At 52.9% G+C, this 13,126-nt stretch carries 10 protein-coding genes; 2 read left to right on the top strand and 8 right to left on the bottom strand.

Annotated features, from left to right (window positions below):
* Nucleotides 1-139: 139 nt before the first annotated feature.
* From nqrF to KHS78_RS12790, 7 genes are all read right to left on the bottom strand, one after another.
* Nucleotides 140-1,372: an NADH:ubiquinone reductase (Na(+)-transporting) subunit F gene (gene nqrF, locus KHS78_RS12820; protein ID WP_211828864.1), complete on the bottom strand. Its 1,233-nt coding sequence runs from the start codon at nucleotides 1,370-1,372 to the stop codon at nucleotides 140-142.
* A gap of 14 nt (nucleotides 1,373-1,386) precedes the next feature.
* Nucleotides 1,387-1,986, bottom strand: a complete 600-nt coding sequence (gene nqrE, locus KHS78_RS12815; RefSeq protein ID WP_211828863.1) for an NADH:ubiquinone reductase (Na(+)-transporting) subunit E — start codon at nucleotides 1,984-1,986, stop codon at nucleotides 1,387-1,389.
* Nucleotides 1,987-1,988: 2 nt separating this feature from the next.
* Complete coding sequence (locus KHS78_RS12810) at nucleotides 1,989-2,651, bottom strand: NADH:ubiquinone reductase (Na(+)-transporting) subunit D (protein WP_211828862.1); 663 nt, start codon at nucleotides 2,649-2,651, stop codon at nucleotides 1,989-1,991.
* Between the two features lies 1 nt (nucleotide 2,652).
* Nucleotides 2,653-3,441 carry a Na(+)-translocating NADH-quinone reductase subunit C gene (locus tag KHS78_RS12805; protein WP_211828861.1) on the bottom strand — a complete coding sequence of 263 codons (789 nt, stop codon included), beginning with the start codon at nucleotides 3,439-3,441 and terminating at the stop codon, nucleotides 2,653-2,655.
* Nucleotides 3,434-4,639 (bottom strand): NADH:ubiquinone reductase (Na(+)-transporting) subunit B, encoded by a 1,206-nt coding sequence (locus KHS78_RS12800; protein ID WP_211828860.1) that lies wholly within the window; start codon nucleotides 4,637-4,639, stop codon nucleotides 3,434-3,436. Before KHS78_RS12800 ends, KHS78_RS12805 begins: the two co-directional genes overlap by 8 nt.
* A 2-nt stretch (nucleotides 4,640-4,641) precedes the next feature.
* A complete protein-coding gene (locus tag KHS78_RS12795; RefSeq protein WP_211828859.1) occupies nucleotides 4,642-5,973 on the bottom strand; it encodes a Na(+)-translocating NADH-quinone reductase subunit A in 1,332 nt (443 codons plus the stop codon).
* A 489-nt stretch (nucleotides 5,974-6,462) separates the two neighbouring features.
* Entirely contained in the window at nucleotides 6,463-7,899 is a 1,437-nt protein-coding gene (locus tag KHS78_RS12790; RefSeq protein ID WP_246506452.1) for a glyceraldehyde-3-phosphate dehydrogenase, read from the bottom strand.
* A gap of 306 nt (nucleotides 7,900-8,205) precedes the next feature.
* Between KHS78_RS12790 and mfd the strand changes: the two genes are divergently transcribed.
* Both mfd and KHS78_RS12780 read left to right on the top strand, forming a co-directional pair.
* Nucleotides 8,206-11,655: a transcription-repair coupling factor gene (gene mfd / locus KHS78_RS12785; RefSeq protein ID WP_211828858.1), complete on the top strand. Its 3,450-nt coding sequence runs from the start codon at nucleotides 8,206-8,208 to the stop codon at nucleotides 11,653-11,655.
* A 56-nt stretch (nucleotides 11,656-11,711) separates the two neighbouring features.
* Nucleotides 11,712-12,629 carry a CsiV family protein gene (locus KHS78_RS12780; RefSeq protein WP_211828857.1) on the top strand — a complete coding sequence of 306 codons (918 nt, stop codon included), beginning with the start codon at nucleotides 11,712-11,714 and terminating at the stop codon, nucleotides 12,627-12,629.
* A 41-nt stretch (nucleotides 12,630-12,670) separates the two neighbouring features.
* Here the strand turns inward: KHS78_RS12780 and KHS78_RS12775 are convergent, their stop codons facing one another.
* Nucleotides 12,671-13,111, bottom strand: coding sequence for an ATP-binding protein (locus KHS78_RS12775; RefSeq protein WP_211828856.1), 441 nt, complete (start codon nucleotides 13,109-13,111; stop codon nucleotides 12,671-12,673).
* Between the last annotated feature and the right edge of the window lie 15 nt (nucleotides 13,112-13,126).

The following is a 13,126-nucleotide window of genomic DNA, read 5'->3' as shown; positions in this document are numbered from 1 at the left end:
CCTGAGTGTGAATCAAGGCACGGATTCTACCGTGATCGCCCTAACGTTACCATGCGAGTTTCCGATGAACGGCTTTCCATCCACAATTCACCAGGCACAAAAAAGCCCGGTAAAACCGGGCTTTTTCCTTCAGCGCCTATCAGCCGCCGAAGTCATCGAGGAGGATATTATCCCGCTCTACACCAAGATCTTCCAGCATCTTGATAACCGCTGCGTTCATCATGGGCGGTCCGCACATGTAGAACTCACAGTCTTCAGGGGCAGAATGATCCTTCAGGTAGTTTTCATACAGTACGTTATGAATAAACCCGGTGAGACCTTCCCAATTATCTTCCGGCTGCGGATCAGACAGAGCCAGGTGCCAGTTGAAATTCTCGTTGTCAGCGGCCAGCTGATCATATTCTTCGTTATAGAAGGATTCACGCATGGAACGCGCGCCATACCAGAACGAAATCTTGCGATTGGAATCCAGGCGCCGGAGCTGATCAAAAATATGGGAACGCATCGGCGCCATGCCCGCACCACCACCAACAAAGACCATCTCGGCATCGGTATCCTTGGCAAAGAACTCACCAAATGGACCGTAAACAGTGATCTTATCGCCCGGCTTCAGGTTGAAGACATAGGAAGACATCTGCCCCGGCGGTACATCCATTCCTGGCGGCGGAGATGCAATCCGGATATTGAACTTCAGAATACCCTTCTCTTCGGGATAGTTCGCCATGGAGTACGCACGGATAACGGTGTCGTTAACCTTGGACTTATACTGCCAGAGGTTAAACTTGTCCCAGTCACCCTTGTACTCCTCAGGAATAGCAAAGTTCTTGTAGTCAACTTCATGAGGTGGCGCTTCAAGCTGCACGTAACCACCGGCGCGGAAATCCACATTCTCCCCTTCCGGCAGCTTCAGGGTCAGTTCCTTGATAAACGTCGCGACGTTATCATTGGCAACAACCTCACACTCCCACTTCTGGACGCCGAAGAACTCTTCAGGCACTTCGATCTGCATGTTCTGCTTGACCGGTACCTGGCAGGACAAACGCCAACCTTCATTCAACTCACGACGAGTAAAGTGAGGCTCTTCTGTCGGCAGTGCAGAACCACCGCCATCGCTTACCTGGCACTTGCACTGGGCACAGGTACCACCGCCACCACAGGCAGAAGAGAGGAAAATTCCCTGTCCAGACAAAGTTTGCAGCAGTTTACCACCAGCCTGCGCCGTGATGGTCTTGGTGGGATCGCCGTTGATTTCAATGGTCACGTCACCGGTGCTGACCAGCCTCGAACGGGCGGCGAGGATAATCGCCACCAGGCTCAGCACGATGAGCGTGAACATCACGACACCCAGTATAATGATCTGCGTATCACTCATGTTCTTTCACCCCCTTACAACTGGACACCGGAGAAGGACATGAAGCCAAGCGACATCAGTCCTACGGTAATGAATGTGATGCCCAGCCCCCGGAGCCCCGGAGGTACGTCACTGTATTTCAGCTTCTCACGGATACCCGCCAGTGCCACGATAGCCAGCGCCCAACCCGTACCTGCACCCAGGCCGTAGACAACACTGTCACCAAAACTGTAGTCACGCTCCACCATGAACAGGGAGGCGCCCAGGATGGCACAGTTCACCGTGATCAGGGGCAGGAAAACGCCCAATGCGTTATACAGTGCCGGCACATAGCGATCCAGGAACATCTCCAGAATCTGAACGATGGCAGCAATAACACCAATGTAAGTGATATAGCCGAGGAACGTCAGATCAACGCCCTCAACAATTGCGCCTTCTTTCAGCACATGGGTAAAGATCAGGTTATTGACTGGCACGGTGATGACCAGTACCACAATAACAGCAACCCCCAGACCCAGTGCAGTCTGGATTTTCTTGGACACGGCCAGGAAAGTACACATGCCCAGGAAGAACGCCAGCGCCATGTTCTCAACAAACACCGCCTTGACGAACAGGCTGAGATAATGTTCTACCATGATCAGTGCGCCTCCTTAGCCGTCGTGTGCGCCGCCATCTTGAATTCAGGTGCCTCGACCTGTTCGGTTTTCCAGGCGCGTAATGCCCAGATCAACAGACCGATCAGGAAGAAGGCGCTAGGTGCCAGCAGCATCAGGCCATTCGGCAGATACCAGCCGCCATTGTTAACCAGGGGCAGTACTTCAAAGCCGAACAGCTTGCCAGAGCCCAGAAGCTCACGGAAGAAACCAACAGCCAGCAGAACGGCACCATAACCCAGGCCATTACCAATACCATCCAGGAACGACATACCCGGAGGGTTCTTCATGGCATAGGCTTCAGCACGCCCCATAACGATACAGTTGGTAATGATCAGCCCCACAAACACCGACAACTGCTTGCTGATTTCATAAGCGTAGGCTTTCAATACCTGATCGACCACGATAACCAGCGACGCAATGATCGTCATCTGGGCAATGATCCGGATGCTGTTCGGAATCTGATTCCGGATTAATGAGACGAAAAGGTTAGAGAAGGCCGTTACAAAGATTACGGCAATCGCCATAACCAGGCTGACCTTCATACTGGTCGTTACCGCCAGCGCGGAGCAGATACCCAGTATCTGCAATGCGATGGGGTTGTTGTTGAATATGGGCGTCAGTATGACGTCTTTCTTTTCGCTCATCTTACGCCTCCCCCTTCTTCAGATTATCAAGGAACGGGCCAAAGCCATTCTTGCCAAGCCAGAACTTCACCAGGTTATCGACGCCACGGCTGGTCAAGGTCGCACCAGACAAGCCATCCACCTTATGCTTGGCATCAGATGCCGATGGATCAACAGCGCCTTTGACGACTGTAATGTCAATATTACCCTTGTCATCAAATACTTCTTTACCGACCCACAATCCCTTCCAGCGAGGATTATCAACCTCACCGCCCAGGCCTGGCGTTTCAGCATGCTGATAGAAGCCAAAGCCCGCTACGGTATTCAGGTCACTTTCCAGTGCCAGGAAGCCATGTAGGGTTGACCACAAGCCATAACCACGCACGGGGAGGATGACGGTATCCAGCTTGCCATCCTTCTCGATCACGTAGATCTTGGCCGTCTTCTCCAAGCGCTTGATTAACGCTTTATCCTGATCGGCAGGCAACACATTTGACATCGCAGGATCCTTGGAGGCCGCCTGCTGATTAAATGTGTCGACATTCAGCTTGGTATCAAACTTGCCGGTTTCAAGATCCACAAGCTTTGGTGTGATCTTGCTGAACTCTTCCTGGATTTCCTGGCGGTTCAGCGCCTTGGGATCTTCCACCAGCCCGGAGATGGCAAGAATATTCTGCTGGACATCCAGCACCTTGTTCTCGTCCTGCCGAGATTTCAATGCAACCGCTGCGCCGGACACCAGTACCGAACACACAAGAGAGAGTGTGATGGTGACCAGCAGCGTCTTTTTAATTGTGTCGTTATTAGCCATTGACGCGTGCCTCCCGACGTTTGATGTTGGCCTGCACCACGAAATGATCAATCAACGGTGCAAACAGGTTGGCAAACAGAACTGCCAGCATCATGCCTTCCGGAAAGGCCGGGTTGGCGACACGAATCAGGATGACCATCACACCAATCAGGGCGCCAAATAGCCAGCGACCGGTATGCGTCATTGCTGCGGACACCGGATCCGTCGTCATGAAGATCAAGCCAAAGGCAAAACCACCCAAGACAAAGTGCCAGTACCAGGGCATGGCAAACATCGGATTGGTGTCAGAACCGATCACATTGAAGAGTGTGCTCATGGCAATCATGCCCAGAATCGTGCCAGCAACAATCCGCCAGGACGCGATACCCATGGCAATCATCACCGCACCACCCAGCAGAATGGCCAGCGTCGAGGTCTCACCGATAGAACCCTGAATGCTGCCGTAGAAAGCATCAAACCAGGTAATGCCGTGGCTCATGATGTTTTCAACACCACCATCAGCACCCAGGCTCAGTGCAGTCGCACCACTGAAGCCATCAACTGCGGTCCATACCGCGTCACCGGACATTTGTGCTGGATACGCGAAGAACAGGAACGCACGTCCCGTCAGCGCCGGGTTCAGGAAGTTCTTACCGGTACCACCGAAGACTTCCTTACCAATGACAACACCGAAGCTGATACCCAGAGCAACCTGCCATAGTGGGATGGTCGGAGGCACAATCAGAGCAAACAGAATGGAAGTAACAAAGAAACCTTCGTTTATCTCATGTTTGCGCACAGTGGCAAACAGGACTTCCCAGAAACCGCCCACCATAAACGTGACCAGATACACCGGCAGGAAGTAGGCTGCCCCGTAGATCATGTTGTCCCAGATACTGGAGGGATCGTGCCCCGCAAACAGGCTGATCAGCAAGCCATGCCAGTCAGACGGTGCAGACAAACCACCCTGGATGGCCATGTTCGCCTGATAACCCAGGTTCCACATGCCATAGAACATGGCGGGAAACGCACAGGCCCAAACGGTGATCATGATACGCTTCAGGTCAATCCCGTCCCGAACATGTGACGTGGTATGGGTGACTGACGGCGGACTATAAAAGACGGTATCAACCGCTTCATACAGCGGATACCATTTTTCGTACTTGCCCCCTTTCTCAAACAGAGGCGCGACGGAATCAAGAACTTTTCGCAACCCCATGGTCACCCCTCTTTCTCGATGGTGGTCAGATTATCACGCAGGATCGGACCGTACTCATACTTGCCCGGGCAAACATAAGTGCACAGGGCCAGATCTTCTTCATCCAGTTCCAGCACACCCAGCTTCTGGGCCGTTTCAGTATCGCCGACAATAATGGAGCGAAGCAGCTGTGTTGGCAGCACATCCAGCGGCATCACCTTTTCATACGCACCGACGGGCACCATGGCGCGCTCGCTACCGTTCGTGGTTGTACTGAAAGGGAACAACTTTTTCATGAACCGGGATACGTAGATCGGCATGACAGAAAAACGATCGGAGCCCGGCATAATGTAATGAAGCAATGGACGCTCACGGCCTTCGCGCAACACGGTGATCTGGTTGCTATAGCGCCCCAGATAGGCATAAGGTCCGCTGGCCGTAAAACCACCAAAGACGGAGCCGGAAATCACACGGTTCTCGTCTGACAGCAACTCGCCCGCGGTCAGTTCTTCCGTACTTGCACCCAGACGTGTCCGAATAAGGCGCGGTTTTTCCACCTGGGGGCCGGACAGTGCAATTACACGCTCGACAAACAGGCGACCTGTCACAAACAGTTTGCCGACAGCAATCACATCCTGATAACCAATGTGCCAGACTGTCTTGTTAGCGCCGACGGACTCGAGGAAATGAATATGGGTTCCCACCAGACCTGCAGGGTGAGGACCGGAAAACTCTTCAACCTGTGCAGGCCCCTCTGGCATAACAGCACCAGGCGCCTTACAAAGATAAAGTTTGCCATCCGCCAACTTACTGAGCACCTTCAGCCCCTGCTCGAAGGCTTCGGCCTGCTCGGCAATGATCACTTCCGGATTGGCCGAAAGCGGATTGGTGTCCATTGCGGTCACAAACAGCGCTACCGGCGCAGTACCCGGTACCGGCACCTTGCTGTAAGGACGGGTGCGCAATGCGGTCCACAAGCCGGATTGCACCAGATTCGCCTGCACCTGTTCTCTGGTCAGACCGTCAAGGTCTGCAGGTGCGTATTGGGAGAACGACTCTTCTCCCTCACCGTCAACATCAATGACCAGTGATTGGAAGACGCGCTTTTCACCACGGTGAATCGCAGCGACGACACCACTCGCCGGAGATGTATAACGGACATCGGTATTTTTTTTATCAGTAAAAAGCAGTTGCCCCAGGTTTACCCGGTCTCCGACTGCGACCGCCATGGTGGGCTTCATACCCACATAGTCAGAGCCGAGCACCGCCACGGAGCGCACATGACGCCCCTCGGCAATGGTCTGCTCTGGCGATCCCGTTATCGGTAGATCCAGGCCCCGTTTTATGTTGATCATACGTTTCGCCTAACCGGTTGCATGCAAGGTGAAGGAAAACCTTTCTCCAGGTGACTGGCAGGACGGAAGCTTGATTATGATGTTATATCCGCCCCGTGCAGGCCTGTGCCCGTTCTAATTTCACTTTCAGGTATAGGGGGAGTCTACGACTTGAAGGAACAACGATCGTCTAGTTAGCGATCGATTATTCCGAATAGTGTTCCCCTGAAATCCCAAGGGCGAATTATAATGACCGTTATGCCAATATGCCATACAGATTTGCTCCTCATATAGCTGGTAATGCCATTAAGCCGACATTCCCTGTACAGCATTTTTTCTGAAACGCGCATTCCAGCATTGATCAATCAACGCCAGCAAGACACGCTATCACTAATCACGATTTATCACACTGAAGTAAAGCAGAAAAAATCAGAATGGAAGCCGACCTGCTGGCAGTGACCGTATTTTCACCACCAGCAGGCTGGATTAAGCAGAAATGACGCGATGGAATTAGCTGTGCGGGAACACTGGATACATGACACCCGCCATATGCTGAAGAATGCGATTCACCTGGCAGCTGTAACCAAACTCATTGTCATACCAGACATACAGCACACAGCGATCACCATCAACGATGGTTGCCTCAGCGTCGACAATTCCCGCATAACGAGAACCGACGAAATCACTGGAAACCACTTCAAGGGATTTCACATAATCAATCTGCTTTTGCAGATCTGAGTACAGGGAACACTCCCGCAAATAATCGTTGAGTTCATCAACCGTGGTGCTGCTTTCCAGGTTCAGATTCAGGATCGCCAGAGAGACATTCGGTGTCGGCACCCGAATCGAATTCCCTGTCAGCTTACCCTTAAGCTCGGGGATGGCCTTGGAAACCGCCTTCGCCGCTCCCGTCTCAGTAACCACCATATTCAGGGCAGCCGCACGACCGCGACGATCACCCTTGTGGTAGTTATCAATGAGATTCTGATCATTGGTGTAAGCATGCACGGTCTCAACGTGACCATTGGCAATACCAAACTTGTCCAGTAGCGCTTTCAGGATCGGCGTTATGGCGTTGGTCGTGCAAGATGCGGCCGACACAATACGGTCATCCGTACTGATCAGGTTATGGTTCACACCATAAACGATGTTCTTCATTTCACCTTTGCCGGGTGCCGTCAGAACCACACGGGACACACCGGGACATTTCAGATGCAGGCCCAGCCCCTCTTCATCACGCCATTTACCGGTATTGTCGACCACTATGGCGCTATTGATGCCGTACTGGGTGTAATCAATGGAATCCGGCGAATTGGAATAGATAACCTGAATACGTACGCCGTTTGCAATGATGCACTGATTCTCTTCATCAATGCTGAGAGTACCGCGGAAGGAACCGTGCACTGAATCACGACGCAGCAGACTGGTCCGCTTGGCCAGATCATTCTCCGCACCACCATTACGCACAACAATCGCCCTAAGGTTGAGACCCGCACCGCCACCCGCACGCTCAATCAGAATACGTGCCATCAGGCGACCAATCCGGCCAAAGCCATACAGCACCACATCCTGACCATTCTCAGATTCTGGCTGCTCTCCCCCCAGAACATCTTTCAGCTCATCACGCAGGAAATCATTCAATTCCGCAAACTGATCCTGCGACTTGAATTTCATGGCCAACTTGCCAATATCAATGCGGGACGGGCCCAGCTTCAATGTCGCCAACTGTTCCAGCACCGGCAGGGTTTCACGGACAGAGAGGCCATTCTGCTCAACCTGACGAACAAACCGGTGAGCCTTGATGATATCAATAACAGAACGGTTAATAATCGGGCGGCCAAAAAGAGAGGTTACAACGTTATGATCCCTGTACAGTTTGCCAACCAGTGGAATCATGGACTCGGCCATGGCTTCACGTTCTTTCCAGTCGGCGAAACTATCAAGCATTTTCTCTTGAGTCACTCTGTTACCTGCATTCTCTAGCGAGACAACCAGGAAGCGCCCGGGAAACCCCCTGTTCGCCCATGGCTGTTGTTTATCGGCCCCGACCCGGCCCATGATACAACGACCCCCTGGTACCGACTCGGGTTAGCGCGCCGCCATTATCGCGATTCAGCTTACACTTCGCAACACACCCATCGTGCGAAAGCGTCTTTTTCTGTTCTTTTTTGTTTGTTTTCGACGCAGGAGGACGGGATTTTCCCTTCCTGCTAGAATCGGCACTTTACCGAATCCAGCCGTTACAGGATGTTCATGACACAGTTCACATTCCCGCTTCCGGTCAAACCCGGCGACAAGCAGGTCTGGGGAGACGCACAGGGTGCGGCGTTATCGCTCGCGGTCGCCGATGCCGCCCAGCGTCATGCCGGTTTCAGCCTGATCATCACGCCAGACCAGGAGCAGGCCGAACGCCTGCGCAGGGAACTTGATTTTTTTATTGACCCAACTCAGCAGCTTGACCTGCTGACCTACCCTGACTGGGAAACCCTGCCCTACGACACCTTTTCCCCCCATCAGGACATTATTTCCCAGCGCCTCCACACCCTGCACAAGCTACCACGGGCATCCCGGGGCATCCTGATCGTTGCCGCCAGCACCCTGATGCACAAAACACCTCCCACCTCTTTCCTGGAGGGAAACAGCCTGGTACTGGCAACGGGCGACGCATTTGACCGCGAGAAGCAGCGACACATACTGGAAAGTGCAGGTTATCACTGTGTCGATACGGTGTATGAACACGGCGATTACGCCATGCGCGGTTCTATCATCGATATCTTTCCCATGGGCAGTAACACCCCCTTCCGGATTGACCTGTTCGATGATGAGATCGATACCTTAAGGACCTTTGATCCGGAAACCCAGCGCTCTATTGAGCAGGTCGAACGTATTCATCTGCTGCCTGCACGGGAATATCCGCAGACATCGGATGCCATCTCCCATTTCAAACAGGCGTTTCGCAGTCGCTTCGACGTCGATTACCGTGAGTGCCCCCTCTACCTGGATTTGAGTCGTGGCCTGGCATCACCGGGAGCCGAATACTATCTTTCCCTGTTTTTTAAGGAAACAGCCTCTCTGTTTGACTACCTGCCGGATAACACCCTGCTGATCACCACAGGTGACATCCAGCCGGCAGTCACCCATTTCCGGGATGACCTGAACAGTCGTTACGAGAACCGAAAAGTGGATCCTTCACGCCCGATCCTTCCACCAGCCGAGATATTTCTCGCTGATGAAGAGCTGTTCAGGCAGTGCAAGTCATTCCCGAGAATACAACTGGAAGATGAGCCAGTCACCAATAAGGCAGGCCATTACGACTTACCTGTTCGCGCAGTACCTGTTGTCGAAATTGACCACAAATCCAGTGAACCTCTCACTGCATTGCAAGGCCTGATGTGTGATGCGAGCCGCGTGCTTCTGTGTGCAGAATCTGCAGGTCGACGCGAAAACCTGACAGAACTCCTGAGCCGCCATGGCATCGCCCCTGCGGCAACGACCGGTTGGCATGATTTTCTGTCATCCGATGCCTCACTGGCCATTACCACAGCCCCCATTGATTCCGCCTTGTGGCTGGATAAAGACAACACCCTGCTATTAACGGAAACCCAGTTACTGGGTGGCCAGGTCATGCAACGTCGGCGCCGCAAACGTGCGACTGATGAAACCGATCTGGCCATTCGCAATCTTGGCGAACTCAGCCTTGGTGCGCCGGTTGTTCACCTGGACCACGGCATTGGGCGTTATCGGGGATTGCAAACCATTGATCTCAATAACCAGCCCCAGGAATTTTTGACGATTGAGTATACGGACGAAGCCAAGCTTTACGTCCCGGTATCGTCGCTACACCTGGTATCCCGCTACAGCGGCGCCGATGATCAACTAGCCCCTATCAGCCGTCTCGGTACAGAACAATGGAGTAAAGCGCGCCAGAAAGCCGCTGAAAAAGCCCGGGATGCAGCCGCCGAATTACTGGATATCTATGCCCGCCGGGAAGCGCAGTCCGGTTTTGCCTGTACTGACCCCGGCTCGGATTACCAGATTTTTGCTTCTGCCTTTCCTTTTGAGGAAACGCCGGACCAGGAAGTCTCCATTCAGGCAGTGGTTCGTGACATGATGGCAGACCGTCCGATGGATCGCCTGATCTGTGGGGATGTAGGTTTTGGCAAAACCGAAGTCGCCATGCGTGCCGCATTTATGGCCGTTCACAACAGTCGCCAGGTCGCTGTGCTCGTACCGACCACGCTACTGGCCCAACAGCACTTTGAAAGTTTCCGGGACCGGTTTGCCGACTGGCCGGTCAAAGTAGAAGTCATGTCCCGCTTCAAGACCGCCAAGCAAATCAGCGAATTGAAAAACGGTCTCGCGGAAGGTTCCATCGACATTATCATCGGCACCCACAAGCTGCTGCAGGAAGATACAACCTTCAGAGATTTTGGGTTACTGATCATTGATGAAGAACACCGCTTTGGTGTCAGACAGAAAGAAAAACTCAAGTCACTCCGGGCAGAGGTGGACATACTGACGCTTACCGCCACCCCCATCCCCCGAACCCTCAACATGGCTATGGCGAATATGCGTGATCTGAGCATCATTGCAACGCCTCCAGCGCGAAGACTCGCCGTCAAAACCTTTGTCAGGGAAGCAGACAGCATTCTGATAAAGGAAGCCATACTCAGGGAACTGCTGCGTGGCGGCCAGGTCTACTACCTGCACAATGAAGTCAAAACGATTGAAAAGGTTGCGAGTGATCTTCAGGAGATGCTGCCTGAAGCCCGGGTCGCCATTGGCCACGGCCAGATGCGTGAACGGGAGCTGGAGCAGGTCATGCAGGATTTCTACCACAAACGGCACAACGTACTCGTCTGTACAACGATCATTGAGACCGGGATTGATATCCCCAGCGCTAACACCATCATCATCGATCGTGCCGACAAGTTTGGCTTGGCGCAACTGCACCAGCTTCGTGGCCGGGTCGGACGCTCGCACCACCAGGCTTACGCTTATCTCATGACACCGAGTCGCAGAAGCATGACGGCAGATGCTGTCAAACGGCTCGAAGCCATTGAGCAGGCCGGCGACCTGGGCATGGGCTTTACACTGGCCACCCATGACATGGAAATCCGGGGTGCGGGTGAACTACTGGGAGACGAGCAGTCCGGCCAGATCCAGACCGTCGGCTTTACCCTCTACATGGAGATGCTGGAACGTGCCGTCGACGATATCCGTCATGGCCGCACACCTGACCCCGAGAAACCGCTGGCCACCCACACAGATATCAACCTTCGCCTACCTGCACTCATCCCGGATGACTACATACCCGACGTTCATACCCGTCTGGTACTCTATAAACGGATAGCCTCCGCCTCAAACAGTGCAACACTGAGAGAGCTGCAGGTGGAGATGATCGACCGCTTTGGATTGTTGCCAAATCCTGTCAAATACCTGTTCCGGGTAACTGAGATCAAGCTGCTGGCACAGAAGCTGGGGATTGGCCGAATCGATACCGGTGAAAAGGCCGGCACCATTGATTTTTCAACGACACCTAACGTTGATCCAATGAAGCTGGTCAGGATGGTTCAGCGTGAACCTCAACGCTATCGCCTGCAGGGCGCTTCAACCCTGAAATACACAACATCCATGGAAACGGTTGAGCAACGCCTGCAAATCACACAGAATCTGCTGGAAGAACTCTCTCTGTCTGCCTGACGGAGAGAGTCACTGGCAATCAACGTTAGACACTATCAAAAAGTGACATCGCCATAATGATGATACTGCGTACACTCTTGCTGACCAGCCTGCTGCTCGTTCTCGGTACAGGTGCCAGCGCCAACACTGACAAACAGACCTCTTCAAACGATGAAGAAGACTGGTACCAGGTTGATGTTCTGGTGATCAGTCGTCTGGACAAGGCCATGGATTCTGCGGAACGCTGGCCGTCTGTCGCCGAACACCGCTTCCCACTGGATGCAGTGAAGCTTTACACTGTCCAGCAACAGACGGTAAGCAAAAAATTCCTGCCTGCCCCAACACAGGTTACCCAGCAGCGCCATAGCCCGTCCCCTATCGATGAGGCAACCTATGCCGCCACTGCCAAACGTACCCCTCTAGATAGAATCCCTAACGTCACCAAACAGCCTCTCATACTGCTACCCGACAACCTGAGACAGCTGAACAGTGAAGCCGGTTCCATCCGGCGCAGCCGCGATTATCGCCTGCTCTATCAGGCAAGCTGGCGCATGCCGCTGCAGCCGGATAGTCAGCCGACTCACATTTATATCGAAGCCGGCCAGCAAGTAGGCAATGACAGTCAGCTGGAAGGGATCATTACGCTTTCCGCGCGCCGCTTTGTCCACGCCGCACCACAACTCTGGTTGAATCGCCTGAATCCAGTCCTGCCAATCGACAAATTGTTACTGACCAATCAGCTGCTGGCACCCCCTGTAAACAATCAACCGTTTCTGACATTGTCCCGCACTGGCGGTCTGGCGACACTTATAGACACTCATTACACCGGCAATTTACTGATGGCAGAAAGTCGCCGACTAAAATTTGATACCATCAATTACTTTGATAGCCCGTCACTGGCTGTTCTGCTCTCTATTACGCCCTATGAAATACCCAAGAAAGTCAAACAGAGTAGCGCTGACAAAACGCAAACGCTAAAGCGTGAGGGTGCTTGATAACTACAGAATTTGATATTGTGACGTGCAATTTACAGTGTTTAATTGAGGTTTTTACTCATATAGAAGCTGTTTTTGCCATCCGATGAAATATAACTGACATCGTCCATTAATTGCTCAACGATGTTAAGACCCCGACCGCTGCAACTCCAACTCTCAGGATCTGCAGCGGTTAAATGCTGCAGATCTGACATACCACTACTTTGAACAGCGGCCATTGCCTGCCCCCAGTCACTGACCACAATCTCCAGCTCATCAGTGCTGAGATTAATCACGACCTCTACAGCATTCCCCAAAGCACTGCTGTAAGCATGCTCAATCGCGTTATTGGTGATTTCAACGACACAGAGCTCGACACGGTTGACTTCTTCGGCGGTTAAACCCGTCATCGCACAAAGGCCACGTATTGCCATGGCGACCAGAACAGTGTCTTCCAGTCGACTATCAATGAGCAGCTGTATTGTCTGGGTTCGCGGTTCCATGCAAACCTGCCTTTT

Source organism: Kistimonas asteriae, from assembly GCF_018263925.1.
GTDB classification, from domain to species: Bacteria; Pseudomonadota; Gammaproteobacteria; order Pseudomonadales; family Endozoicomonadaceae; genus Kistimonas; species Kistimonas asteriae.
The sequence above is the reverse complement of the archived record's forward strand: the minus strand, read 5'-3'. Positions and strand labels throughout refer to the sequence as shown.

Coding starts and splice junctions, on each gene's coding strand:
- mfd (WP_211828858.1), top strand. CDS start 8,206: ATGACACAGTTCACATTCCCGCTTCCGGTCAAACCCGGCGACAAGCAG.
- KHS78_RS12790 (WP_246506452.1), bottom strand. CDS start 7,899: ATGCTTGATAGTTTCGCCGACTGGAAAGAACGTGAAGCCATGGCCGAG.
- KHS78_RS12795 (WP_211828859.1), bottom strand. CDS start 5,973: ATGATCAACATAAAACGGGGCCTGGATCTACCGATAACGGGATCGCCA.
- nqrE (WP_211828863.1), bottom strand. CDS start 1,986: ATGGTAGAACATTATCTCAGCCTGTTCGTCAAGGCGGTGTTTGTTGAG.
- KHS78_RS12810 (WP_211828862.1), bottom strand. CDS start 2,651: ATGAGCGAAAAGAAAGACGTCATACTGACGCCCATATTCAACAACAAC.
- KHS78_RS12775 (WP_211828856.1), bottom strand. CDS start 13,111: ATGGAACCGCGAACCCAGACAATACAGCTGCTCATTGATAGTCGACTG.
- KHS78_RS12800 (WP_211828860.1), bottom strand. CDS start 4,639: ATGGGGTTGCGAAAAGTTCTTGATTCCGTCGCGCCTCTGTTTGAGAAA.
- KHS78_RS12780 (WP_211828857.1), top strand. CDS start 11,712: ATGATGATACTGCGTACACTCTTGCTGACCAGCCTGCTGCTCGTTCTC.
- nqrF (WP_211828864.1), bottom strand. CDS start 1,372: ATGAGTGATACGCAGATCATTATACTGGGTGTCGTGATGTTCACGCTC.
- KHS78_RS12805 (WP_211828861.1), bottom strand. CDS start 3,441: ATGGCTAATAACGACACAATTAAAAAGACGCTGCTGGTCACCATCACA.